This window comes from Mycobacterium sp. NPDC050441, from assembly GCF_040655355.1.
Lineage (GTDB): Bacteria > Actinomycetota > Actinomycetes > Mycobacteriales > Mycobacteriaceae > Mycobacterium.
This window is the reverse complement of record NZ_JBFAJS010000005.1, coordinates 357,544-380,821: the sequence shown is the minus strand read 5'-3', so window position 1 is coordinate 380,821 and position 23,278 is coordinate 357,544. Positions and strand designations below refer to the sequence as shown.

Sequence of the window (23,278 nt, the reverse complement as noted above, 5' to 3'; positions counted from 1 at the left end):
TAACCCGAACGGCCGATAGGGTAGTCGGCTACCTGTTTCCGGTCGGCGTCCGCAGTCAATCTGAAGTCGATCCGAAGTCGGTGGGCACTACCACCGGCCCTTTAGTCTGGAATCGGACGCACGAACGGAACAAGGGGACGCAAATGAAGGTAGTGCTCGGATATGACGGGTCGCTGGCGGCCAACGCGGCGATCAATAGCGGTGCGAAGCTGTTCCCCGCCGCCGATGCGGTAGTCGTCTATTTGTGCACGCCACCGTTCGGCAGCAAGGGGCTGCGGGCCCGGTTGCGGCACTCTGCGCGCAACGTCGACGAGTTGATCGATCTCGTCGACAGCGAAAGCGAGGGTGAGGCCGCGCGGTTGGTCGACGTCGGCGTGATCCTGGCCCGGGCCGCCGGCTGGAATCCCGAGGCGCTGGTCAAGCGCACTTGGGCGGGGGAGGGCCTGGGGCTGGCACAGGTGGCCGAACACCTCGAACCCGACGTGCTGATCGTCGGCGCCCGCGGCGCAGGCGCGAGCGACTCGAAGCTGGGCAGTGTCTCGGATCTGGTGGTGCACCACGCACCCCGCGCGGTGCTCGTGGTGTCCCAGAACATGATCTCGGCTGAATACGACGCAGTGGCCGACGGTCCGGTCGTGGTCGGTGTCGACGGCTCAAAGGGGTCCGATCGGGCGTTGGCCGCGGCCGGCGCGCTCTTCGGAGACCGCGAGGTGGTCTCGGTCGGGGTGGACGACGGTGGCGCGGTCGACGTGGCCGCCGCCCAGGCTGCGCATCTCGTACCCAGGTTCCGCGGATCTGGCGCCGGAGCCACCGCCGATGCGCTGGTGGCTTTTGCCGAAGACCAACGGGCCAGTGTCGTGGTGGTGGGCTCGCGAGGGCGGTCGGCGCTGAAGAAGGTGCTGTTGGGCAGTGTGGCGGCGGCGACTTTGCAGCGCACGTTCCGGCCGGTCCTGGTGGTGCCGGGCAGCTAGCACCCCACCGGGTCCCACACCTTGTTCGACCGCGGTGTGGTCAGCCGGTAGTCGGTGACCCTGATGTCGAACAACCGTGCGCCCAAATCCCGCGCACGGGCCAGGGGATCGGCTGGGTCGCATTCGATTTCACCGCGGCTGTTGGCATTGCCCACCACCACTCCGGCCAGGCTCTGGTCGAGATACCGGGTCAGTTCCTGGAATTGGGCGATGACACCTGCGGTGGCCCCGACATAGCTTTCCTCGCAGGAGATCAGCACGCCGACGGTCTTGTCGGTGATGCCTCCGACGACCTGTTCCTGTTGTGGCGCACTGTTGGCGGTGTAGCAGAACAGGCGATCGAAGACCGACTTGAGCCGCGCGGGCATGCCATAGAAGTACAGCGGCATCGCGTAGATGATGCCGTCGGCGGGCAACATCTTGTCCAGGAGGAGGGATTCGTAGCGGTCATCGAGAGAGCAGAAGCCGGTTGCCATTCGGCAACTCCTGCAGTTGCCCAGCATGCGGTCGACATATTGGTCGAGAAACACATGCTCCACTTCGTGACCCGCCGATTCCGCGCCGGCGCAGGCCGATTCGGCCAGCAGGTGGGAATTGCCGTCCTCGCGGGGGCTGGCGCTGATCACCAGAACTTTCATCGATTCTCTTTCGTGGCTGTTGACGCGCGCACCACCACACGCGTCGGGATCAGGGTTCGTGTGCTGTCCAACGGTGGCAGTTGGCAGTCGGGATCCTTTCGTGCGATCAGATCGGTCAGGCTTTCCACTGCCTGCGCCCCAATGTCCCTGGGGTGCAGGAAGACTCCGGTCACCGGAGGATTGGTGACCCGTAGGATCGAGCTGTCGACGGCGCTGGCCAGCGCGAGCTGGCCCGGCACCGACACCCGCGCCTCGCGGGCGGCGTCCAGCAGCGCGATGGCGCATTCGTCGGAGCTCGTGTAGATGGCGTCGGCGGGGGAGGGGCCGTTGCGCAGTGAGGCAAGCGCCTTGCCCATCTCGGTCGGTGAGGCCTCGGCCACCGCGACGACCGCCGGCCGAATGTTATTGGCGTTGCACCATTCTCCATAGGCATGCTGAATGTCGCGGATGTAGGACCGTGAGGTGGTGTCGACGATGATGGCCGGTTGCGAACGTCCCTGGGCAGCAAAGTGATCGAAGATCTCACGGGCGGCCGCCTCATGATCGTTGTCGACGACGTAGCAGGGTCGTCCGGCCGCGACGACTGGTTCACCGGTGGTGACCACCGGGTACTGGTCGGCGAAGGACGACTGCAGAAACTGTTCGGAGCCTTTCGGGTCGACGATGATCATGCCGTCAACGCCGAAGCTGCGCATCGACGAGGCGTCGACACCCGGTGAAACCACGATGAGCGCGTACTTCGCGTCGGTGGCCGCCGCGGCGGCCCCGTTGATCAATTCGAGGAAATACTCGGACTCGGACTTGGGCACCAGTGCGGTACCGCGCCCGTTCGTATCGAGGTCGGGCATCTGAATGGCGATGATTCTGCTGCGGCGTGTCACCAGTTGCTGGGCATGGGCACTGGCGGTGTAGCCGAGCCGCTGGGCGACCTCCAGAACCCGGTCCCTGGTCTCCTGTGCCACGCGGCCGCGACCGTTGAGGACATGCGACACCGTCGTCGGTGACACGTTGGCGTAGCGCGCCACGTCCTTGATGTTTGCCACTGCGTTGCTCCATCTCCCGGCCGGTAGACCCTGTGTTGTGCCCGCGATCACATTTGACTCTTGACCCGTCGCGAGTCACTGCGCTACGGTTCCATACCAACACACGCCAAAACGTTTTGTCAAACCGGCTCTCCAGTCACGACGCGCATCTGCCAGTGGAGAAACCGGTTGTGTGTCGCATTCTGCCCAACATATGCCAAAAGGTTTTTGCAAGTCAGTACTTCCGCCGGATTCGAGAAAGGGACGACCGAATGAGCCAAACCGCTCAACCCCCGGTGACCATCACCGACGCGAACGCCGCCGCGTTGGAGAAGCTGTTCACCGCCGAACCGCGGCTGATCGGAGTCCGCCCGGCGATCGACGTGGTCGCCGGAATGCGCCGGGACCTCATCCTCACCTCGGGCCCATCCCTGCCGTTCGCCGACTACGCCGGTGGCCAGCGCGACGGCCTGCTCGGAGCCGCGATCTACGAGGGTTTCGCGGCCGACCGCGCCGGTGCCGAACGGGCCTTCGAGCGTGGCGAGGTCACCGTCGCCGGCTGTCAGACCCTTGGTGTGGTCGGCTCCCTCGCCGGAGTGACCACAGCGTCGATGCCTGTCCTCGTCGTCGAGGATGCGGGCACCGGCAACCGGGCCTACTGCACGCTCTACGAGGGCGACACCGCCGACCGGCTCAACTACGGCACGTACAGCGACGCCACCCGCGTCAACCTGGACTTCCTGCGCGACCGGGTGGGCCCCGCACTGGACCGGGTGGTACGCGCGCACGGTGGTGTCCCGCTCACCCCGATCATCCAGCGGGCGCTGACCATGGGCGACGAACTGCACAGCCGCAACACCGCGGCGACAACGCTGTTCGCACGCGAGCTACTGCCGGCGATCGCCGCCGCGAGTGCGGAGGATGCCCAGGTGCTGGCCGATTACCTCTCCGGCGGCGACTACTTCTTCCTGCGGTTGGCAATGGCCGGATCCAAAGTAACGGCCGATGCCATGCGCGGCGTCGCCGACAGCAGCCTGGTCACATCGATGGCGTTCTCCTGCAAGGAGTTCGGCATACAGGTGGCGGGCCTCGGCGATCGCTGGTTCTGCGGTCCGCTGCCGACCTTCGAGGCCGTGCGGCTGTACCCCGGATTCAGCGAGGACGACATGGAGTTCATGGGCGGTGAGAGCGTCATCACCGAGGTCGTCGGCCTCGGGGGCGTCGCGCAGGCCGCGGCCCTGCCGTTGCAACGTTCCAGCGGAGGCGACGCCGCGACCATGATCGCCCGCACCATGCAGATGTACGACATTTGCGCCGGTGAACATCCCGACCTGCGCATACCTGCGCTGGACTACCGCGGCACCCCCGTCGGATTCGACGTGCGACGCATCGCCGCGACCCGCATCACTCCGTGCCTCGACATCGGTATCGCCGGCGCCGGGGGCGGGCAGATCGGTGGTGGCGTGGCACGCGCGCCACTGCAGCCGTTTCTTCAAGCCTTCGAAGCACTCACCCACATCACAAAGGAGAGAACCGCATGACCGACACCATCTTCGAGCGAAACGACACGCTGTACAGCCTCGATCCCGAGCACACGCGTGTCGCGAAAGAACTAGGCGCCCAGGGCGTCAAGTACGCCATGGCGAACTGGATCGACGTCCTTGGCCGGCCCAAGTCGAAGGTCGTCCCGATGACGCACTTCGCCGACCTGGTCGCAGGTGCCGAGCGGTACACGCCCCGCGGGTTCGGCGGTATCGGCAACATGAACCCCACCGAGGACGAGGTGGTCGGGGTGCCCGACCTGAGCACTCTGAAAATCCTGCCGTGGGATCGCCGGTATGCATGGATGATCGCCGACATGAGTTACGGCGGCCGCGAACCCTTCGCGCTGTGTCCGCGCAACGCACTGCGCACGCAGGTCGAAGCCGCCGCCGCGCAGGGCTATTCCGTGCACCTGGGCGTCGAGCCCGAGTTCTACGTGTTCCGGCCCGAATCCCTCGAGGGCACACGTGACCGCCTGGTTCCGGTCGCGCGCAGCGGATCGCTCAAGCCGTCGCCGGCCTACGACGTCGAGGCCACCCTGGACGCCTCGGAGTTCCTCGACAAACTCGTCGGTTACCTCAGTGAACTCGATTTCGGTGTCTACGCATTCGGCCACGAGGGTGGCGACGGTCAGTACGAGCTCAGCATTGGCCACGCCCCGGTGTTGGAGATGGCCGACCGGATGACGCTGTTCCGTTTCGCGGTCAAGCAGATCGCCAAGGAATGCGGCTTGCTCGCGAGCTTCATGCCCAAGCCCTACGCGAGCATGTGGGGCTCGGGTGCACACCTCAACATGAGTTTGGTGAACCTGGAGACCGGCCGCAATGCGTTCCGGCTCGGAGACACCGCGGGGAAGTGGACCCAGACCACCTACCAGTTCATCGCGGGCGTCCTCAAGCATGCGCCGGCGTTCACCGCACTGGGTAACCCCACCACCAACTCCTACCGCAGGTTGACTCCGCGGTTGGCCGATGGCCAGATCTCCTGGGCCCCAACTCGCGTCAGCTACGGATCGAACAACCGCTCGTGCACGGTGCGGCTGCCGCAGAACCGGGCCTGCATCGAGTACCGGGCCGCGGACAGCGCCGCGAACTACTACTTCGCCTCGGCGCTGATGATCGCCGCGGGACTGGAAGGCATCCGGGAGGATCTGGATCCAGGAAAGCCGCTGGAGCAGGCTTCGCACCACTCCGACGCTCCGGTGCTGCCGCGCACATTGTTGGAGGCGGTCGAGGCCTTCCAGGCAGATCCCTTGGTACACAAGACATTCTCGCCGGCATTCGTCAGCGAGTACACAGAGATGAAGCTCAAGGAGTGGGAGTCCGACCACCTGTTGGTCTCCGACGAAGAACGCAGAAGGTACCTGCTGGAGCTATGACAGTCGTAGGCATTGTGTGCGGCCTGGGTCCCGGCGGCTTTCTCTCGAGCCACCGGAACCACATCGACGCGATCGTGCGGGCCGGAGGTTCACCAGTTCTGATCCCCTCGACGCTCGACCCCGCACGGGCGCTGCGCCTGGCCGATCGGATCGACGCACTGATGCTGCTGAGCGGCGGGGACATCCATCCCCGCCGCTACGGCGAAACCACCCGCGCGACGCTCATGGGTGTTGACGCACAGCGCGACCAGGTGGAACTCGCGATCCTCGAACGGGCGATCCGGCGTGGCATCAAGACGTTCGGGATCTGTCGTGGGGCACAGATGCTCGCGGTGGCCCACGGCGGGCGGTTGCACCAGGATCTACTGGCCTACGGCGTGCGCAAGCACATGGCCGACACCGTCGACGGCGGCTACGCCTCGATCCGGCACGGCGTCGAGATCAAGCCGGGATCACTGGCGGGAGAGTTGTTCCCGAACCTGACCGAAGTGAATTCCCAACACCACCAGGCTGTTTCCGACACGGGATCGCTCACGGCGACCGCGTGGAGCCCCGACGGGGTCGTCGAGGCAATCGAAGGTGAGAACTGCTTCGGGGTGCAATGGCATCCCGAGCTCATCTACACCGAAAACCCAGCACATCTCAAGCCATTCGAATGGCTCGTTCGAAAGTGACAACCGCATGGTAGACAAGGACTTCGACAAGGACCTGGCCACTGCGTCCCGACTTTCGCTCCCGCGTGTGGAGCAACACGGCATTGATTACATCCCCGAGGACGAACGACGCTCGCGGCCGAGCAACCTGTACATCCTGTTGCTCGGTGGCAGCATGACGTTCGGGTTGTTCATCATCGGCTGGTACCCGATCGCGTTCGGTCTGGGGTGGTGGCCGGCGGCGACCTCCATCATGGCCGGATCGGCAGTCGGCGCGGTGTTCCTGGGCTTGTCCGGTCTGATGGGCCCGCATTCGGGCACCAACAATCCGGTGTCCAGTGGCGCCTACTTCGGAGTGGCCGGCCGATTGATCGGATCGATTCTCGAGGGCACGGCCAGCCTGGCCTTCGCGGCAATCTCGATCTGGACCGGAGGCGATGCACTCGCGTCGGCGCTGATCCGTTTCTTCAACATGCCCGACAACGAGATCGTGCGGCTGATCGCCTACGCCGTGCTGAGCATCATCGTCACCGTCATCTCCGTCTACGGACACCACAGCATGATGGCCGCGCTGAAGTTCATCCTGCCGACTGCCGGGCTGTGCATGATCGTCGGATTGTTCGTCTACAGCGGTGATTTCAGTGCGTCCTACGCCGGTACCGGGAACTACGCGTTCGGTTCTGAGCTGAGCACCTGGCTCGTGTCGGCGCTGCTGTGCGCGGCAACGGTGTCGTCGTACGCCGCCTATTCCGGCGACTGGACCCGGCATATCTCCTCGAAGAAATACTCCGACCGTCGCATTGTGCTCACCCTGACACTCGGTGGCATCTTCGGAATGGGCGTGTGCTTCCTCTGGGGTGCGTTCACCTCGGCGGCAGCCTTCAACGCCGGAGTGGCCGACTCGGATACCCCGTTTGTGTTCGGCATCGTCGACGTGGTGCCGTTGTGGTACATCCCCGCGCTGCTCTACCTCGGTCTGGCCTCGGGTACGACGCAGGCCGTCATCAACACCTACGGCACCGGGCTGGACACCAGCGCCATCATCCCGCGGTTCAACCGGGTTCAGGCCACATTGCTGGCCTGCGGGCTCGCAACGGTTCTGGTGTACGTCGGGCATTTCTACGACAAGATCGAAAGCGGGATGTCGATCTACCTGCAGCTGCTGGTCTGCTTCTCCATCCCGTGGGTCGTGATCGTGGTCTACGGCCACGTCAAGCGGCGCGGCTACTACGACGTCGATGACCTGCAGGTGTTCAATCGTCGGCTGCGCGGTGGAATCTACTGGTACAAAGGCGGATTGAATCCGAGCGCGCTGACTCTGTGGTGTGGTGCGGCATTGGCCGGAATGTTGTTCTCGGTCAATGACGCCTACACCGGGCTGCTGGCGCCGATGATCGGCGGTATCGACGGTGGCCTGATCGCCTCAGGTCTCGTCGCACTGATCGGCTGCCCGATCATCCATCAGCTCTGGCCGGACGGCCCGGAAGTCTATGCGCCTGAACCCCTCCATGCGCAGACTCCGGCCGAGGCCGCCCCCGCCGCAGCGCTCGAACACAGCTGAGTGCTGCGGACCCGATCGGGCGGCTACGCAACGGTGCGTGGCCGCCCGATCTCATGCGTGCTCGCGGACGACCGGACGTGGTGGTGCCTGTGCCCCGCCTAGCGTGGCCGCCCGGCCCGCTCGGCGGCGCGCTCGGCCGCGCGGGCGTGGTCGGCAGCCGAGACGATCACCGCGTCGGGGCCGGGATACACCATCGCCTCGTGTCCGGTGACCAGCCACCGGACCACGTACGGCGGCGCTCCGTCCTCGGTACGCACTTCGAGGATCTCCGCGTGCTGTTCATGTTGATCGGTCGTGGTGCCCTTGATAACGAGAAAATCGCCGACGTGGGCTTTCATCGTCCGCTCCCTTCGCCGTACCCGGCGGACACTCCTATCGTGCCCGCGCGGCGGCCTCGTGGGAACCGTCCGAGCAGAAGATTCACATGTGCACGTTGCGCAGACCGCGTGCGTTCCGCAGCCCCGAGCAGTTGTAGCAACCCACGCACCCGACGCAGTCGCGGCAGCGGGCACACCCGAGGCAGCCCACACACCGCAGACAGGCGAAGCAGCCGATACAGGCCAGGCAGCCCAGCATCGCGAAAGACAGCACGGTGAGCGCACTTCCGACCACGGCGGCGCTGCTGGCCGTGGCGGCGGACCCGGCGACGCCGGCACTGGAGGCCGTGGCCGCCGAACCGGCGACCCCGGCGCTCGAGACGGTCGCGGCCGATCCCGCCACCCCGGCGCTGACCGCGGTGGCCGCCGACCCGGCAACGGCCACACTGCGATGCGTCGCGCGGGACAGAACGGCGGTGCTCATCCCGCGGTCTTGCCCGCGTCGACGATGTAGACCGCACCGTGCACGGCGGCCGCGTCGTCACTGGCCAGGAAAGCGATGGTCTTGGCCACGTCTGCCACGTCCATCATCCCGCGGGGCGCGGCGATCCGCAGGATCAGATTCCAGTCCGCGTCCTCGGGGGCGGCGAACTCGGTGGTCTGCGGAGTGAGCATGCCGCCCGGGCACACCGCGTTGACCCGGAGGCGCTCCGAGGTGAACTCGATGGCCAGGGCGCGGGTCAGCCCGACGAGCCCGTGCTTGGCCGCGCAGTACCCCGCCGAGTACACCTCGCCCTCGATGCCCGCGATCGACGCGACGTTGACGATGTTGCCGCCGGCCTCCAACAGATGCGGCAGCGCCGCCCGGCACAGGAAGAACGGACCGTTGAGGTTGACCGCGAGATCCTTGTCCCAGTCCTCGTCGGTCACCGACACGGTGTGGCGCATCTGGTGAAATCCCGCGACGTTGATCAGCGCGTCGAGCCGACCGAACTTCTCGACACACTGCGCCACCGCGTCCCGGCAGGCCTCCGAAGAGGAGATGTCCACCGAGGCGTACGCGCCACCGGGCACGTCCTCGAACACCGTGGCCATCCGTTCGGCGTCGCGAGCCACACCGAACACCTTCGCGCCACGTGCGGCGAACAATTGGGCCACCGCCGCGCCGAGTCCCGATGAGGCACCGGTGACCAGCGCGACCTTTCCATCCAGAGCAGTCATGGCTCACACCTTCTCACGCGGCCTGGCCGCCCACGGTCGGGCGGCCTAAATCATTCGTGGCCGATACCCGACGGCCATTATCGTGAGAACGATGGATCAGCCAGATCTGGACCTGCGAATCCAGGAGTACTACACCAGCCGGTTCACCGAATCCGAGCGCCTGCGAACCCGATCAGCACAGGGGCGGTTGGAATTCGAGCGTGTCCAGGAACTGATCGGCGCTCGGATCGAGCCACGGTCGAGGATCCTGGATGTCGGGGGAGCGACGGGCGTCCATGCGGCGGCCCTCGCCGAGCAGGGGCATGAAGTGGTGCTCATCGACCCGGTACCCGACCATGTGGCCGCCGCTCGCCGTTGTGGCACCTTCGTTGCCGACATCGGTGATGCCCGTGAGCTCGCCTTCCCCGACGACACGTTCGATGTGGTCCTGGTGTTCGGACCGCTGTATCACATTGCCTCTCAACACATGCGGATCAGGTGCATCAGGGAGGCCAGACGGGTCACCCGGTCCGGCGGTTGGTTGTTCGCCGCCGTGATCACTCGTTTCGCCTGCCATGCCGTCAACACCCTGGGGCGTGAGGAGTTGACGGGGACGCCCTATCCCGCGGAGCTGATCGCACTGCTGGAGCGTGGCGACGCACCCGCGTCGGTCCGATTCCCGGGTGGGCATTTCCACACTAGTGAGGAACTGTTGCAGGAGATGGCGACGGCTGGTTTGCCCGATGCCGAGGCCCACGCCATCGAAGGTGCCAATGGGTTTGCCCTGGAAGAGCTTCCGGATGTCGACGAGGAGATCCATCAGGCGGCGCTCAGCCTGGTCCGGCTCAGCGGCCACCTGCCCGGCATCAGGGACATGACCAACCATCTGATGGGTATTGCGCGCATCCGGAAGTGATCAAGCCGGCGGTGTCAGATCCGCTGCCGAGGTCTGGCCGGCGGAACCGCGGCCAGCAGCGTGCGGGTGTACTCGTGCCGGGGGGCGGCGAACAACTCGGCGGCCGGGCCGTACTCGACGATCTCGCCGGCCCGCATCACCAGCACGTCGTGGCACATCCGGTGCACCACCGCCAGGTCGTGCGCGATGAAGACGTAGGTCAAGCCCAACTCGCGCTGCAGATGCGACAGCAGGTCCAGCACCCGCGACTGCACCGACACGTCCAGCGATGCCGTCGACTCGTCGAGGATCAATACGTCGGGTTCGGTGGCCAGCGCCCGGGCGATACTGACGCGCTGACGTTGCCCGCCGGACAGTTCGTGCGGATAGCGAGACGCGAAATCTGTTGGCAGGCCGACGAGCTCGAGCAGCTGAGCCACTCGGTCGGCACGGCCGCGCCGCCCCGTGGCCAAGCGGTGCACGCGCAGCGGCTCACCGATCGCGGAGTTGACCCGGGCCCGCGGATCGAGTGAGGCGAACGGGTCCTGGAACACCAGGCTGATCCGCCGGCGCAGTTCGCGCCCGCCGGCGAATACGTCGTCTCCCGCCAGCGTCGCCGTGCCCGCCGACGGTGTGGCCAGCCCGGTCAGGGCGGCGGCCACCGTTGACTTGCCCGAGCCGGATTCACCGACGATCCCCAGTGTCGTCGCCCGTCGGATCTCGAACGATACGTCCTTGACCGCCTGGACCGCGCCGTAGCGCACCTCAAGCCCGCTGGTCTGCAACAGAATCGGTGGGTCATCGGGGGCGGGGTCGGGTCCGGGGCCGTCTACCGACGGACGGGCCTCGAGCAGCTCCCGGGTGTAGGCGTGTTGTGGATGGTCGAACACTTCGAGGATCGGTGCCTGCTCGACGATCTCGCCGTCGCGCAGCACCGTGACCTCGTCGGCCACCTGGCCGATGACCCCGAGGTCGTGGCTGATCCACACCACTGCGGTACCGAACTCGCGCTGTAGATCGCCGACCAGATCGATGATCTGGGCCTGGGTGGTGACATCGAGTGCGGTGGTCGGCTCGTCGGCGATGAGCAGTTCGGGATCGCAGGCCAGGGCGATCGCGATCATCACGCGCTGGCGTTGCCCACCGGACAGTTGATGCGGGTAGGCAGCGAGCCGCTCCTGGGGGAGCCCGACGGCGTCGAGCAGCTCGGCCGCCCGGCCACGGGCTTGACGACGGGTCATCTTGCGATGTGTCTCAAGGGTTTCGGTGATCTGACGTTCCAGCGTCAGCAGTGGGTTCAGGGATGTCCCCGGATCCTGGAAGACGAATCCGATCCGGCTCCCGTGCACGGCCCGTAGCGCCCGGGCCGACGCCCCGATCAGTTGGGTACCACCGGCCAGCGTGCTGGCACCGGAGGCCACGGCACCCGGTGCGTCCAACAGGCCGGTGGCGGCCAGCACCGTCATCGACTTGCCCGACCCGGACTCGCCGACGATGCCCATCGTCTGCTCCCGGTGCACCTCGAACGACACACGCTGGACGATCTCGCGACGGCCGATCGCCACCCGCAGATCGGCCACACTGAGAACAGGATTCATCGTCGCCCCGCCCTTCTCGCCTCGATGGAGGTGCGTTGCTTGGGATCGAGCACATCGCGCAGCCCGTCACCGAACAGGTTGAACGCCAACACCATCACGAAGATCGCCGCGCCCGGGAACACTGCCATCCACCAGGCCAGCGTGACGAATCCCTGGGCATCGAAGATCATCCGGCCCAGCGATGGCTGCGGCGGCTGGATGCCCAACCCCAGAAACGACAGCGCGGCCTCGGCCAGGATCGCGAACGCCAGTGACAGGGACAGCTGAACGATCAACGGCCCGGCGATGTTCGGCAGGATGTGCCGGATCAGGATGTAGCCGTCGCCGGTGCCCATGCTCCGCGACACCGCGACGAACGGTTCCACCCGTACGCCCAGCGCCGATGCCCGGGCCACCCGCGCGAAGATCGGGATGTAGACGATCCCGATGGCCAGCATGGTGGTGGTGATGCCGGGACCGAGGACCGCGACTATTGCGAGTGCGAGCAGCAACACCGGGAATGCGAACATCACGTCGACGATGCGCATCACCACGGTGTCGATCCAGCCGCCCCGGTAACCGGCCACCACACCGATCATCACGCCGATCGCCGCGGCCAGCGCCACCGAGACCACCGCGACCCGGAGCGATGCGGCGATCGCCACCAGCACCCGCGAGAACACGTCGCGGCCAAGCTCATCGGTGCCGAACCAGTGGGTGGTGCCGGGGCCCTGCAGCGCGCTGGGCACGTCGATGTCGTTGATGCCGTACGGCGCGATCCAGGTCGCGGCGACCGCTACGACCAGTACGGCCAGCAGTACCGCTGCGCTGATCGCCGTCACCGGATTGGACAGCAACAGCCGCCATGACGCGACGCGGGAATCCTGGGAAGTGGTCATGAAAGCCGGATCCTCGGGTCGACGATCGCATACAGCACATCCACCAGCAGGTTGATCAGCAGGAACAGCACGGCGATCAACAGTACCGCGCCCTGGATCACCGGATAATCTCGTGCGGCAACGGAATTGAACACCAGCCGGCCCAAACCCGGCCAGGCGAACACGACTTCGACCACGATCACGCCGCCCAGGATCGTGGCCAGCTGGATTCCGGTGATGGTCAACACCGGAAGCAGAGCGTTGCGCACGATGTGGCGGAAGGTGACCACCGGTGGGGTCAGACCCTTTGACCGTGCAGTTCGGACATAGCCCATGGCGGCGACCTCCAGCACCGCAGAGCGCACATAACGCGTCATGATCGCGCCGGCGACCAGGCCCACCGTCAGGCCGGGCAGGACGATGTGGCGTAGCCAGCCGCCCGGATCCACAAGCAGGGGGCGGTATCCCGAGGTCGGCAACCAGCCCAGTGTCGAGGCGAACAGGCCGATCAGCAGAATGCCCAACCAGAAATCCGGGACCGAGACTCCGAACTGGCTGGCGACCCGCACGATCGCGTCGCTGACCCGTCCTTCCCTCAGCGCCGAGAAGATGCCGGCGGGCAGCGCGATCACCAGGGCGATGAGGATGCCGACCACACCGAGGGACAACGTCGCCGGCAGTCGGTCGAGCAGAGTCAGCGTGACCGGGTCACCGTTGCGGAAACTGACCCCGAGGTCGCCGGTGAGGGCCGAGCCGAGATAGGAGAAGAACTGCTCGACAATGGGTCGGTCCATGCCGCTGGCCGCGCGCAGCGCGTCGTAGGCCTGCGGGGTGTAGCGGGTGCCCAGCGCGATCCGGACCGGATCACCGGGCACCAGGTGCACCAGGGCAAACACCACGATGAGCACCCCGATGAGCACCACCGCCGAGTACAGCAGCCGTCGGGCCAGAAACTCGACGATCGGATGGTTCGCCCGCATCCTGCGCAAGGTGCTCTGGGTCAACGGAGTCACCGGATTTCACCTCGATCCAGGTCGGCGGTGCGGAACCGGACGGCGCCGTCGCGGCGCACCTGATACCCCGGCAGGTTGTTGGCCCAGGCCTGGATCACCGACGGGTTGTACAGGTAGATGTAGCTGGCCTCATCCGCGATCCGGGTTGCGGCCTTGGCGTAGAGGTCTTTTCGCTTGGCGACGTCGGTTTCGGTGCGGCCGGCGTCCAGTAGGCGGTCGACCTCGGGGTCGGAGAACTTCTGGGCGTTGCTGGTCCCATTCGAGTGATGCTGGGCGTAGTAGAAGTCATCCGGGTCGATGTTGCCCAGCCAGCCCATCATCAGCATGTCGAAGTGGCCGGTGTTCTGCTCGTCCAGCCAGGTGGCGAAGTCCACGGTGCGAATGTTCACTGTGATGTCAAGGGGCGCAAGGTTGTCGGCGATGATCTGGGCCGCTGTCACCGTCTCGGGGTACTCGCTGGTCACCAGCATGTCCAGGGTGTGTGGTGCGGCGCCGGCCTGGCTCATGAGCTTTTTCGCTTCATCGAGGTCGTAGCGGTAACGGTGGTAGTTGGTGAACCACGGGCTGCCCCGCGGGATCGCCAATTGATTGACCGCAGCGGTGCGGTAGCTGGTGGCCGCGGCGATCGCGTCGCGGTCGATGCCGTACGCGACGGCCTGGCGCACCCGCGGGTCGTTCCATGGTGGCCTGGCCTCGTTGAGCGCCAGGTACCAGTAGTCATTGCCGGGCGTGACGGCCAACGTCAGTGAATCGTCGTCACGCAACTGGGCCACGCGCTGCGGCGGTACCGAATCCGTCCAGTCGATCTCGCCGGCCTGCAGAGCCGACAACGCCGTCGTCGGCTCGGAGATGAAGCGGAACGTCACCCCCGAAATCGTGGGCGCACCTCCCCAGTAGTGCGGGTTGGCCCTGAGCGTGATCGAGTCGCCGCTACGCCGCGCGGCAAACGCGAACGGGCCGGTGCCGATGGGATGGGTTGCGATCTGCCCGCTCTCGACATTGGCCCGCTGCACCATCGCCATGCCCTTGAACCCGCCGAGATTGGTCAGCAGGTTCGGGGTGGGCCGGCGGACCGTGATCCGCACGGTCGCCGGATCGGGCGCGGTGACACTGCTGACGGCGCTGAACTTGTCGACGTTGGTCAGCTGTTCGTCGATGATGCGGCGATACGAATACACCACGTCGTCGGCGGTGAACGGGGTGCCGTCATGCCAGCGGACGCCGTCGCGCAGGTGAAACGTCCAGGTGAGTTGGTCGTCGCTGACCTCCCACGACCGCGCCAGCGCGGGGCGCATCTGGAGGTTCTCATCGGGTTCGACCAGCGTGTCGAACACGTTCTCCAGCACTTCGAAGGAGAAGTAGGCACTGGTCCGGTGCGGGTCGAGCTGGTCGGGTTCGCCGGCGATGGCTGCGATGAGGTTGCCCGACGACGCGTCGCCCAGGTCCACTCTGCTGCCTGTCGAACAAGCCGCCGAACAGGCGGCCAGCACGAATACCAGGACTGCTGCCAACGCTTTTACCGCTGGTCGTGTGGTCACGATCTCTCCAGGATCACCGCGGGCGATCCGTCCGTGCGCTCACCCGCTGGGGCCGTCACAAGGGCCGGTCTGACACGTCCGGGCCCATACCGGTGACGACGCTGATGAAGACTGCGATACTCACCCATTGTGACCTTCAAGCGCACGGCGGCCGCGACCGCCCTGATGTCGGCCCTGGGAATCGGACTCAGCCTGGGGATTGCCGGCCCGGCACAGGCCGATCCCGTCATGCAGGGCATCTACACCTACACGCAGGACGGCATGGACCCGCAGACCTTCACGGTGTTCCCGTCCTGCGTCCCGGTGGTGGGGGATCTGCGTGAGCCCCTCGAACTGGCGGTGGCGTGCCGACTGCACGTCGCGACGACCAGGGGTCTCAAGGGCGGCGACGCGCGGCTCACCGGCGGACTGTGGACGTATTCGACGACGTCGATGGAAGGGATGAAGTGCCCCGACGGCAGCTGGGCGCCGACCACCGAGACCTACAAGTTCGACGATGTTGCGATGACCGGCACCCGCAGCGTGGCCCACAACCAGGCATGCGGCGGCACCATAGAGCCGGAGATCCTCAACTTCCCGTTCAAGCTCGCGTATAAGGAGCCGTTGTCGCTTCCTGTCGATGCCTATCCACTGGACTGCGAGCCGGGTGGCTTGCGGTGGTGCACCTAGGCCCGAAGGAGCAGGGGGAGTGCTGCCGCTGATCGACGGCAAGGTCGTCGACATCACCGGGCCGGGACGCACCGACCGGTTCGGGGTCACCGCCACCGATCTCGGTGCGTCGATCATCGCTCCCAACGGCAAACTGGTGTCGGTCTTCGGTGACACCTTCTCCGGCAGCCGCGTCGGGCAGGGCGACTGGCGTTCACCGGTGGTGCTGATCGGCACCGGCGACGCCAACCACGAGATCGTTTATGAATACGCCGGCGGACCAGACCCCACCTATGCGCGGCAACTGTGGGATTACATCCACGACGACGGGGCATCCGGATGGCGGCGTGGCGGCATCAGCACCGTGATCCCGTCAGATCTGCTGCGCGTCGGCGACTCGCTGTACCTGCATGCGATCGTCAACCATGGCTTCGGCACGGTCATCTGGACCGAGATCTGGCGCTCCGATGACAGCGGGGTGTCCTGGACCCATCTGGGTGAGCAGGCGAAGTTCCCAGCGGATCTGCACGACGGTTATGCGCAATGCTGGTCGTGGGACTTCGACCCCCACGACGGCTGGGTGTACGTGGTGGCGACCGGATTTCAGCGGGACAAGGGCATCATCCTGATGCGGGTCCGGCCCGATCAGATCGGCCGACGGTCGCAGTACTCCAGCTGGGGGTTCGTCAACGGGCGCTGGCAGTGGGGAACTCAGGCCACCCCGATCACGCCACCCGACGAGCACTGGGGCGAGCTGACCTTCCGTCGCACCGCCCCCGGCCGATGGGTCCTCGGCGGGTTCCTGGCGTCCTCATATGCATTGGGCTACCGGGTCGTATCCTCGCCGGTGGCCAACATGTACACCACCCCGGTCCAGACTCCGATCACCGGATCATCGTGGGACACCGAGGATCAAGCGGACAGCAAGGTCGCCCAGCTGTATGGCGGCTACCTGCTGCCGGGCTCGCGCTTCGGCGTCACCGGCGGTGTCGGGCTGGTGGTCTCACAGTGGCACACCGATACCGGATGGCCTTACCGGGCAATGCAATTCAAGTCCATGCTGAAGGATACGTCCAAGAAGCCGCAGCAGCCGGACCCGATCAACCTGTGAGGGATCAGGCGGTGAAACCGCCGTCGACGTTCCAGTTCGCCCCGGTGACGTAGCCTGACTCCGGACCGGCCAGGAAGCTCACCACGGCCGCGATGTCGCTGGTGTGCCCGTAGCGTCCCAGCGCGACGACTCCCTTTGCCGCCTCGGCGAATTCGCCCTGATCGGGGTTCATGTCGGTATTGATCGGACCGGGCTGCACGTTGTTCACCGTGATCCCGCGCGGGCCGAGCTCACGGGCCAGGCCGCGGGTCAGTGACGCAACCGCGCCCTTGGTCATCGCGTAGGCCGACAGGCCCGGCTCGGGTACCCGGTCCGCGTTGATGCTGCCGATGTTGATGATCCGCGACCCCTCACCAAGGTGGGCCACCGCGCTGCGGATCGCGGCGAACACGCCACCGATGTTGACCGCCACCAGCCGGTCGAACTGTTCTTGCGGGAAATCGTCGATCGGCAGGATCACCGCCACCCCGGCATTGTTGACCAGTACGTCCAATCCGCCGAGCGCGCCCGCCGCCTCCTCGACGGCATTCGACACCTGAGCTGGATCGGCGCTGTCAGCCTGGATTGCGACGACCTTCGCGCCGTCCGCGCTCAACTCGGCGACCAGCTTGTCGGCCTCGGCGGCCGAGGCCCCGTAGGTGAAGGCCACCGCGGCGCCGTCAGCGACGAGCCGTCGCACGATCCCTGCGCCGATTCCGCGGGATCCGCCGGTCACCAGTGCACGTCGTCCGGCCAGTGTGGTTGTGCTCATCGGAGTCCCTCTCTTGCTGGGTTCGAGGCGGTGGCGACCGCTCGATTACTAAGTACATGCGGCCGCGCGATATCGATGCCGGGTGTGACTGGTATCACCGCGCGAACATCTGCCGACGGGCTGGCCGGAACCGCCACGGGGAGGTAGGTAGTACACCTAAGGTGAACGCCGTGACGAAACGAGTTGTGGTCTGGGGCACCGGTTTTGTGGGCAGCATGGTGATCGCCGAGATTATGCGGCATCCACTGTTCGAGCTGGTGGGCGTGGGTGTCAGCAATCCGGAGAAGGTGGGCCGCGACGTCGGCGAGATCTGCGGACTGGGCGCCCCGATCGGCGTCACCGCCACCGACGACATCGACGCACTGATCGCGCTGAAGCCTGATGCGCTGGTCCACTACGGGCCGACAGCCGCCCACGCCGACGTCAACATCGACGTCATCACCCGGTTCCTGCGGGCCGGCATCGATGTCTGTTCCACCGCGATGACCCCCTGGGTGTGGCCCAAGATGCACCTCAACCCGCCCAACTGGATCGAACCCATCACCGAGGCGTGCGAGGCCGGCGGGGCGTCGTGCTTCACCACCGGAATCGACCCGGGCTTCGCCAACGACCTGTTTCCGATGACCCTGATGGGTCTGTGCTCGGAGGTGCGCCAGGTGCGGGCCTCGGAACTGCTCGACTACACCAACTACACCGGCGACTACGAATTCGAGATGGGCATCGGGAAACCGCCTGAGCACCGCGCCCTGCTCGAAACCCCGGACATCCTCATCTTCGCCTGGGGCGCAACGGTTCCGATGATCGCGCACGCCGCGGGGATCGAACTCGACGAGATCACCACCACGTGGGACAAGTGGATCACCCCGGACGAACGTAAGTCGGCCAAGGGCATCATCCCGGCCGGCAACGTGGCCGCGGTGCGGTTCACGATCAACGGTGTGTACCGCGGCGAGACCCGGATCCAGCTTGAGCACGTCAACCGGATCGGCCTGGACGCGGCGCCGGACTGGCCGTCCGGAAACGACAACGACGTCTACCGCGTCGACATCGAAGGCACGCCGAGTATCTCCCAGGAGACCGCGTTCCGGTTCACCGACGGCTCCGGCCGCGATGCCGCCGCTGCGGGCTGCCTGGCCACCGGGCTGCGTGCGCTCAACGCGGTGCCCGCGGTCAACGAACATTTGCCGGGGTGGGTAACACCTCTGGATCTACCACTGATTCCTGGTTTCGGCACCATTCGCTAGGTAACGCCCGCGCCGTCAATCGAGATGGACTACCGGATAGGGTTCTTCTCGAAACGGGGTGCAATGGCTGACGGGATCGGGTTGTCGATCGGATCGACGAACCTCACAGCGGTAGTGGTGGGCCGCGCCGCGGTGACGCGGTCGCCGGTGCTGACGCTCTACCCGCACCGGGCTGCCGAAGTGGGGGTACCCAGCGAGAACCCCAACCTGAACGAGCGCGGTCTGATCCTCACCGACTTCGTCGAACGAGTGGGGGACCCGGTCGGGATACTGGCTCCCGACGGCTCGTCGCACCGGGGTGAGACCCTGCTGGCCGACGCCTTGGCGGCGCTGCTTCACGCGCTGACCGGGGGACGCCCACCCGCCGATCCGATCGCCGTCGCCCATCCCGCGCATTGGCGGCCCAACCAGGTCGAGGCGCTGCGCACCGAACTGGCCGCCATCGGAGGCTTCGGTGATCCGGTGCTGGTGCCCGACGCGGTGGCGGCGCTGGTCGCACTGCAGGACGACCCCGGGGTGCCGACGCGCGGTGTGATCGCCGTGTGCGACTTCGGGGGGAGCGGCACCAGCATCACTTTGGCCGACGCCGACCGCGGCTTTCAGCCGATCGCACCGACGATCCGACATCCCGACCTGTCGGGTGACCTGATCGATCAGGGACTGCTCACCCATGTGGTGAACGACCTGTCCGCGGCCGGAACGATCGATCTGGCCAGCACCTCGGCCATCGGCTCGCTCGGTCGCCTGCGCACCGAATGCCGTCGCGCCAAGGAACGTCTGTCCACCGAATCCGTCACGGCGCTGGTCGCCGAACTTCCGGGGCATCGCAGCGACGTGCGGCTGAACCGCAACGAACTCGATGACGTGATCGCCGAACCGCTGCGCGAGTTCATGTCGGTCCTTCAGGGCGCGATAGAACGCACCGGGTTGCGCCCCGGCGAGCTGGTGGCGGTGGCCTCCACCGGCGGGGGCGCCCGGATCCCCGCGATCACGACGACGCTGTCCGAACACCTCCGCCTGCCGGTGATCACCGCGCCTCGACCCGAGCTGACGCCGGCGATCGGCGGTGGCCTGATCGCGGTGCGCGGAACGGCAGAGGACGGGAGGACGGCTATGGCACCGGCCTCCATGGCCGCAGCCCCGCCGACGCAGGCCGCGGCCCTGGTGGCGCCGGAGCCTCCGGCCGCGCCGCAAGCCCTGGCCTGGTCCGATGCCGAGAACGTGCCCGACGTCGCGCCGGTCGATGATTACCGGGCCGAGAGCTACGGCGACGAATACGGGGCCGACTTCGACACCGGATTGGAGCCCGCAGGCGGACGGACCACGGCGCGACCTCAACTCGAGTTCGGTGAGCGTGAGCTGACCGAACGCGACGAGATCGCAGCCCGGCCCTGGTATCTCCGGCCGCCCGTGATGCTGGGTGCCGGCGCCGCCGTTGTGCTGGTTGCCGTCCTGGCGGCGTTGGTCACTGTCATCGGGAGTGACGAGCCCACCCGTCCGGCGTCCACGTCCAAGGCCGTCACGTCGACGACGGCGGCCCCGGACGAGCAGGCTCCTGCCGCGCCCGTCGACGAACCCGCCACCGACCAGGTGCCGCAGACCGTCACGCACGAGGCACCGGCCCCGCACACCGTGACGCAGACTGTGGAGCAGCCCGCCCCAGAGGCTCCGCCGGTGACGGAGAACCCGCCGCCTGCCGAGACGCCGCCGCCCCCGACGACGACGGACGCGCCGCCTACGACCACGCAGCCGCCGACCACCACGCAGCCGCCGACCACCACGCAGGCGCCATGGAGTCCCACCGCCCCGTATCCGACGATTCCCGGCCTGCCGTGGGTGCCGGCGCCCGGCGGCGGTCATACCGGGGGTTGAGTTTCAGCGCGGAACCGACTCGGTGTTGCCGTTGCACGGCGGACCCCATAACCCGCGATGGGCTTGTCTCGCTTCGTTTTCGGCTGCCGCGATGGCGTCATAACGGGTGACGGGGCGCCCACCGTAGACGTATGCGTGGGCCATCCCGGCTCTCGCTGCTTCCACTGAGTAATCCCAGCCGTCGGCACGGACCAGGTACGCCAGGGTGCGTCCATAGCGATCGGTTCGGTCTTGAGTCGGATCGGTCTGGAGGGCGACCCGTTGACCGACCATGTTCGACCTTGCGAATTCTGTGGCTTCCGGGCCCCAGCAGCCGATGGTGTAGCCGGGCTTCTTCGTCTCGGGGGTGTCGATGCCCAGGAGTCGCACACGAAGGCGGCCCCGCACGTCGTCGCGGATGTCGATGGTGTCGCCATCCACTACTCGCAGTACTTCTGCCGTCGTGGCGATGGGCTCGGCCCGGACCACCGGAGGGGCGATGAAGGCGATCAGAAACACCACGACACCGACAACGCGGATCGCGATTGTCGATGTCACGGTCCTTATCGCTTCTTCTCGCAGGCGATACCGTCTCCGTCGCTGTCCAGGTGGTCGGCATAGCCGGGATCGTCTTTGGTCATGTTGGATTTGCCGTCGGCGTACGCGTCTTTGCAATACCGATAGGGCGGGTCGGCCTGTGCCATGGGGGCCGCACCGATGGCGCCGGCAACCAGGGCTGCCGCGACGATGAAGGCACGAAACATATGCATTCCCTTGTGATCTTGAATTAACGGAGACGTAAGTGAATGCATCGTAGGACGTCGTGAACCGGTAGTGGGTGTATTTGCCGATGAATCTCGCCGGTTGCGCCCGGCAAGGCTTGGTCGGCGCTTCCGTCAGCCCGGTGAATGGACGCTGCGAGGGTGGCCGTCCACGGGCTCAGGCGGCCGCCACCTCTTCCAACGCAGCGACGGCCTCGGGGGTGTAGGTGATCGACGGGTCGAGAGCGGCTGCGGTGCGCAACGTAACGGCCAGTGCTGCGGCGGCGAGGTCGACCAGGACATCGATGTCCACATCGCGGTGGGTGATGCGGTCGATCATCATCTCGTCGAGGAAGCCGATCCAGCCGTGCATGGCGGTGCGGAGGGTGGGGGCAATGGGGTCGACGATCCCTAGTGCCAACAGAATTCGTTGAGCACCCAACCAGCGAAGGTGTTCGACTGCCGACTGGTGTTCGGGATCGGCACCCAGCGCCCCGCGCAATAGCGCGACGAAACTGTCCGAATACGAATCGATGTGGGCGATATGGTTGCGCAGGGCGTGGCGTAACAGATCTGCCAGGCTCGAACCCGGCGGTGCGGCGGCGGTCTGCACAGCGGCGATCTCTTCCGCGATTTCGTTCATCACGGCCAGATACAGGCCACGCTTGTTGGCGAAGTGGTGGGCGATCAACCCGTAGGCCACACCGGCATCCTTGGCGACCTGTGCAGTGGTGACCTGATCGTATGGCCGTGTCGCGAACTGCTTGCGGGCCGCATCGACGATGAGTTGACGCCGATCGGTCAGCTTGGTGCGCGTGCTCATCGGCCCGGCTCGGCCAGCGCGCTGTGGGTGTCGACCCGCCGTCCGCCGGCTGCGGCGATCGCTCGCCCGAGCACCGGAACCTCCAGGGGGAGAAGTGAATAGCGCGGGTGGACGACGCGTCTCGCGCCGCGCTCCAGCGCGCGGACGATGGCCGCCGCGGTGGACGCCGGTGCCACTGGAGGAAATGTCTTTGGTGGCACGGACTTCCACGGCAGCTCGTCGATGTCGCGCAACGCCGTATCCGTCGCACCGGGCACCACCTCCAACACCTGGATGCCGGTTCCGGCCAGCTCCAGCCGTAGTGATTTCGTGGCCTGGGCGAGTGCGGCTTTGGAGGCGGCGTAATAACCGAGCAAGGGGAGTGGTACGGCCTGAACGGTGGAGGTGACATTGACGATCACGCCGGAATCGGCAGCCCGCATGGCCGGCAGCAGTGCTGAGGTGAGCGCCAGCGGGGACCAGACATTGACCTCGAAGACGGCGCGGGCAGCTGTGGAGTCGGCCACGAGCGATTGAGCTCCGGTCAGGTTGGCACCGGCGTTGTTGACCGCGATGTCCACCCCGCCGAGCGCGTCCAGCGCACGGCGGCCGAGCTCGGCCGCAGAACCGGGTACGGCCAGATCGACGGGGAGGACGACAGGTCGGCGCGCCCGAGGGCCGGCTATCTCGTCGGCCAGGTCGTCGAGCAGATCCTTGCGGCGTGCCGCCAGCGCCAGCGTCGCTCCCCGCTGAGCCAGGGCCAGGGCCAGCTCGCGTCCGATCCCGCTGGATGCGCCGGTGATCACCGCTTTCTTGCCGGAGAGGTCGATTCCACGGTGTCGCATGTCTGGCTCCGCTCAGCCCGCTGGGATGTCGACCTACCGTGACAGACTGACTGATAATCAGTCAAGCCCCCGGGTACTGGCG

Annotated in this window: 24 protein-coding genes; 10 read left to right on the top strand and 14 right to left on the bottom strand. The window is 66.4% G+C overall.

Annotated elements, in window-relative coordinates:
* Positions 1 to 143 precede the first annotated feature (143 nt).
* The gene (locus AB0I14_RS17475) at positions 144 to 971 is read left to right on the top strand and encodes a universal stress protein (RefSeq protein WP_358023802.1); all 828 of its coding nucleotides are present in this window, start codon (positions 144 to 146) and stop codon (positions 969 to 971) included.
* Here the strand turns inward: AB0I14_RS17475 and AB0I14_RS17470 are convergent.
* Both AB0I14_RS17470 and AB0I14_RS17465 read right to left on the bottom strand, forming a co-directional pair.
* Positions 968 to 1,609: a flavodoxin family protein gene (locus AB0I14_RS17470; RefSeq protein ID WP_358023800.1), complete on the bottom strand. Its 642-nt coding sequence runs from the start codon at positions 1,607 to 1,609 to the stop codon at positions 968 to 970. The genes AB0I14_RS17475 and AB0I14_RS17470 overlap by 4 nt on opposite strands.
* Entirely contained in the window at positions 1,606 to 2,652 is a 1,047-nt protein-coding gene (locus AB0I14_RS17465) for a LacI family DNA-binding transcriptional regulator (RefSeq protein ID WP_358023797.1), read from the bottom strand. Before AB0I14_RS17465 ends, AB0I14_RS17470 begins: the two co-directional genes overlap by 4 nt.
* 251 nt (positions 2,653 to 2,903) lie before the next feature.
* On the opposite strand from AB0I14_RS17465, the gene AB0I14_RS17460 reads away from it, so the two are divergent.
* From AB0I14_RS17460 to AB0I14_RS17445, 4 genes are read left to right on the top strand one after another with little or no spacing between them, the layout of a single operon-like run.
* Positions 2,904 to 4,172 carry a DUF1116 domain-containing protein gene (locus tag AB0I14_RS17460; protein WP_358023793.1) on the top strand — a complete coding sequence of 423 codons (1,269 nt, stop codon included), beginning with the start codon at positions 2,904 to 2,906 and terminating at the stop codon, positions 4,170 to 4,172.
* Complete coding sequence (locus AB0I14_RS17455; protein WP_358023790.1) at positions 4,169 to 5,551, top strand: glutamate--ammonia ligase; 1,383 nt, start codon at positions 4,169 to 4,171, stop codon at positions 5,549 to 5,551. The genes AB0I14_RS17460 and AB0I14_RS17455 overlap by 4 nt, the downstream gene beginning before the upstream one ends.
* The gene (locus AB0I14_RS17450) at positions 5,548 to 6,225 is read left to right on the top strand and encodes a gamma-glutamyl-gamma-aminobutyrate hydrolase family protein (RefSeq protein WP_358023787.1); all 678 of its coding nucleotides are present in this window, start codon (positions 5,548 to 5,550) and stop codon (positions 6,223 to 6,225) included. Before AB0I14_RS17455 ends, AB0I14_RS17450 begins: the two co-directional genes overlap by 4 nt.
* 7 nt (positions 6,226 to 6,232) lie before the next feature.
* Positions 6,233 to 7,765, top strand: a complete 1,533-nt coding sequence (locus AB0I14_RS17445) for a cytosine permease (RefSeq protein WP_358023784.1) — start codon at positions 6,233 to 6,235, stop codon at positions 7,763 to 7,765.
* A 98-nt stretch (positions 7,766 to 7,863) separates the two neighbouring features.
* Here the strand turns inward: AB0I14_RS17445 and AB0I14_RS17440 are convergent, their stop codons facing one another.
* The 3 genes from AB0I14_RS17440 to AB0I14_RS17430 all read right to left on the bottom strand — a co-directional run bounded on the left by AB0I14_RS17440 (position 7,864) and on the right by AB0I14_RS17430 (position 9,303).
* A complete protein-coding gene (locus AB0I14_RS17440; RefSeq protein WP_358023781.1) occupies positions 7,864 to 8,103 on the bottom strand; it encodes a DUF1918 domain-containing protein in 240 nt (79 codons plus the stop codon).
* Positions 8,104 to 8,185: 82 nt separating this feature from the next.
* Positions 8,186 to 8,566 carry a hypothetical protein gene (locus AB0I14_RS17435; RefSeq protein ID WP_358023778.1) on the bottom strand — a complete coding sequence of 127 codons (381 nt, stop codon included), beginning with the start codon at positions 8,564 to 8,566 and terminating at the stop codon, positions 8,186 to 8,188.
* Entirely contained in the window at positions 8,563 to 9,303 is a 741-nt protein-coding gene (locus AB0I14_RS17430; RefSeq protein WP_358023775.1) for an SDR family oxidoreductase, read from the bottom strand. Before AB0I14_RS17430 ends, AB0I14_RS17435 begins: the two co-directional genes overlap by 4 nt.
* A 91-nt stretch (positions 9,304 to 9,394) precedes the next feature.
* Here AB0I14_RS17430 and AB0I14_RS17425 point away from each other — a divergent pair, with 91 nt between their 5' ends.
* Positions 9,395 to 10,198: a class I SAM-dependent methyltransferase gene (locus tag AB0I14_RS17425; RefSeq protein WP_358023772.1), complete on the top strand. Its 804-nt coding sequence runs from the start codon at positions 9,395 to 9,397 to the stop codon at positions 10,196 to 10,198.
* Positions 10,199 to 10,212: 14 nt separating this feature from the next.
* Here AB0I14_RS17425 and AB0I14_RS17420 read toward each other — a convergent pair whose 3' ends face one another.
* Genes AB0I14_RS17420 through AB0I14_RS17405 form a run of 4 tightly spaced genes read right to left on the bottom strand, consistent with a single transcriptional unit; the run spans position 10,213 to position 15,156 of the window.
* Positions 10,213 to 11,775, bottom strand: a complete 1,563-nt coding sequence (locus AB0I14_RS17420; protein ID WP_358023769.1) for an ABC transporter ATP-binding protein — start codon at positions 11,773 to 11,775, stop codon at positions 10,213 to 10,215.
* Entirely contained in the window at positions 11,772 to 12,653 is an 882-nt protein-coding gene (locus AB0I14_RS17415) for an ABC transporter permease (protein WP_358023766.1), read from the bottom strand. Before AB0I14_RS17415 ends, AB0I14_RS17420 begins: the two co-directional genes overlap by 4 nt.
* Positions 12,650 to 13,612, bottom strand: coding sequence for an ABC transporter permease (locus AB0I14_RS17410; protein WP_358024395.1), 963 nt, complete (start codon positions 13,610 to 13,612; stop codon positions 12,650 to 12,652). Before AB0I14_RS17410 ends, AB0I14_RS17415 begins: the two co-directional genes overlap by 4 nt.
* A 29-nt stretch (positions 13,613 to 13,641) precedes the next feature.
* Positions 13,642 to 15,156: an ABC transporter substrate-binding protein gene (locus tag AB0I14_RS17405; RefSeq protein ID WP_358024392.1), complete on the bottom strand. Its 1,515-nt coding sequence runs from the start codon at positions 15,154 to 15,156 to the stop codon at positions 13,642 to 13,644.
* 156 nt (positions 15,157 to 15,312) lie between these two features.
* Between AB0I14_RS17405 and AB0I14_RS17400 the strand changes: the two genes are divergently transcribed.
* The gene (locus AB0I14_RS17400; RefSeq protein WP_358023764.1) at positions 15,313 to 15,852 is read left to right on the top strand and encodes a hypothetical protein; all 540 of its coding nucleotides are present in this window, start codon (positions 15,313 to 15,315) and stop codon (positions 15,850 to 15,852) included.
* 19 nt (positions 15,853 to 15,871) lie between these two features.
* Positions 15,872 to 16,942, top strand: coding sequence for a DUF4185 domain-containing protein (locus AB0I14_RS17395; RefSeq protein WP_358023761.1), 1,071 nt, complete (start codon positions 15,872 to 15,874; stop codon positions 16,940 to 16,942).
* A 4-nt stretch (positions 16,943 to 16,946) separates the two neighbouring features.
* On the opposite strand, the gene AB0I14_RS17390 is transcribed toward AB0I14_RS17395, so the two are convergent.
* Positions 16,947 to 17,693 carry an SDR family oxidoreductase gene (locus tag AB0I14_RS17390; protein ID WP_358023758.1) on the bottom strand — a complete coding sequence of 249 codons (747 nt, stop codon included), beginning with the start codon at positions 17,691 to 17,693 and terminating at the stop codon, positions 16,947 to 16,949.
* A gap of 161 nt (positions 17,694 to 17,854) precedes the next feature.
* Here AB0I14_RS17390 and AB0I14_RS17385 point away from each other — a divergent pair, with 161 nt between their 5' ends.
* Together AB0I14_RS17385 and AB0I14_RS17380 are read left to right on the top strand one after the other, a co-directional pair.
* Positions 17,855 to 18,937, top strand: a complete 1,083-nt coding sequence (locus AB0I14_RS17385) for a dihydrodipicolinate reductase (protein ID WP_358023755.1) — start codon at positions 17,855 to 17,857, stop codon at positions 18,935 to 18,937.
* Positions 18,938 to 19,000: 63 nt separating this feature from the next.
* A complete protein-coding gene (locus AB0I14_RS17380) occupies positions 19,001 to 20,809 on the top strand; it encodes an Hsp70 family protein (RefSeq protein ID WP_358023752.1) in 1,809 nt (602 codons plus the stop codon).
* 3 nt (positions 20,810 to 20,812) lie between these two features.
* Here AB0I14_RS17380 and AB0I14_RS17375 read toward each other — a convergent pair whose 3' ends face one another.
* The 4 genes from AB0I14_RS17375 to AB0I14_RS17360 form a co-directional block, all read right to left on the bottom strand.
* Positions 20,813 to 21,346, bottom strand: a complete 534-nt coding sequence (locus AB0I14_RS17375; protein WP_358023749.1) for a thermonuclease family protein — start codon at positions 21,344 to 21,346, stop codon at positions 20,813 to 20,815.
* Positions 21,347 to 21,351: 5 nt separating this feature from the next.
* Positions 21,352 to 21,552: an excalibur calcium-binding domain-containing protein gene (locus tag AB0I14_RS17370; protein ID WP_358023746.1), complete on the bottom strand. Its 201-nt coding sequence runs from the start codon at positions 21,550 to 21,552 to the stop codon at positions 21,352 to 21,354.
* A gap of 175 nt (positions 21,553 to 21,727) precedes the next feature.
* Positions 21,728 to 22,372 (bottom strand): helix-turn-helix domain-containing protein, encoded by a 645-nt coding sequence (locus AB0I14_RS17365; RefSeq protein WP_358023743.1) that lies wholly within the window; start codon positions 22,370 to 22,372, stop codon positions 21,728 to 21,730.
* Positions 22,369 to 23,196: an SDR family NAD(P)-dependent oxidoreductase gene (locus AB0I14_RS17360; protein WP_358023740.1), complete on the bottom strand. Its 828-nt coding sequence runs from the start codon at positions 23,194 to 23,196 to the stop codon at positions 22,369 to 22,371. Before AB0I14_RS17360 ends, AB0I14_RS17365 begins: the two co-directional genes overlap by 4 nt.
* Between the last annotated feature and the right edge of the window lie 82 nt (positions 23,197 to 23,278).

Coding starts and splice junctions, on each gene's coding strand:
- AB0I14_RS17370 (WP_358023746.1), bottom strand. CDS start 21,552: ATGTTTCGTGCCTTCATCGTCGCGGCAGCCCTGGTTGCCGGCGCCATC.
- AB0I14_RS17470 (WP_358023800.1), bottom strand. CDS start 1,609: ATGAAAGTTCTGGTGATCAGCGCCAGCCCCCGCGAGGACGGCAATTCC.
- AB0I14_RS17430 (WP_358023775.1), bottom strand. CDS start 9,303: ATGACTGCTCTGGATGGAAAGGTCGCGCTGGTCACCGGTGCCTCATCG.
- AB0I14_RS17445 (WP_358023784.1), top strand. CDS start 6,233: ATGGTAGACAAGGACTTCGACAAGGACCTGGCCACTGCGTCCCGACTT.
- AB0I14_RS17365 (WP_358023743.1), bottom strand. CDS start 22,372: ATGAGCACGCGCACCAAGCTGACCGATCGGCGTCAACTCATCGTCGAT.
- AB0I14_RS17425 (WP_358023772.1), top strand. CDS start 9,395: ATGGATCAGCCAGATCTGGACCTGCGAATCCAGGAGTACTACACCAGC.
- AB0I14_RS17415 (WP_358023766.1), bottom strand. CDS start 12,653: ATGACCACTTCCCAGGATTCCCGCGTCGCGTCATGGCGGCTGTTGCTG.
- AB0I14_RS17410 (WP_358024395.1), bottom strand. CDS start 13,612: ATGCGGGCGAACCATCCGATCGTCGAGTTTCTGGCCCGACGGCTGCTG.
- AB0I14_RS17360 (WP_358023740.1), bottom strand. CDS start 23,196: ATGCGACACCGTGGAATCGACCTCTCCGGCAAGAAAGCGGTGATCACC.
- AB0I14_RS17475 (WP_358023802.1), top strand. CDS start 144: ATGAAGGTAGTGCTCGGATATGACGGGTCGCTGGCGGCCAACGCGGCG.
- AB0I14_RS17420 (WP_358023769.1), bottom strand. CDS start 11,775: ATGAATCCTGTTCTCAGTGTGGCCGATCTGCGGGTGGCGATCGGCCGT.
- AB0I14_RS17455 (WP_358023790.1), top strand. CDS start 4,169: ATGACCGACACCATCTTCGAGCGAAACGACACGCTGTACAGCCTCGAT.
- AB0I14_RS17450 (WP_358023787.1), top strand. CDS start 5,548: ATGACAGTCGTAGGCATTGTGTGCGGCCTGGGTCCCGGCGGCTTTCTC.
- AB0I14_RS17380 (WP_358023752.1), top strand. CDS start 19,001: ATGGCTGACGGGATCGGGTTGTCGATCGGATCGACGAACCTCACAGCG.
- AB0I14_RS17390 (WP_358023758.1), bottom strand. CDS start 17,693: ATGAGCACAACCACACTGGCCGGACGACGTGCACTGGTGACCGGCGGA.
- AB0I14_RS17435 (WP_358023778.1), bottom strand. CDS start 8,566: ATGAGCACCGCCGTTCTGTCCCGCGCGACGCATCGCAGTGTGGCCGTT.
- AB0I14_RS17460 (WP_358023793.1), top strand. CDS start 2,904: ATGAGCCAAACCGCTCAACCCCCGGTGACCATCACCGACGCGAACGCC.
- AB0I14_RS17440 (WP_358023781.1), bottom strand. CDS start 8,103: ATGAAAGCCCACGTCGGCGATTTTCTCGTTATCAAGGGCACCACGACC.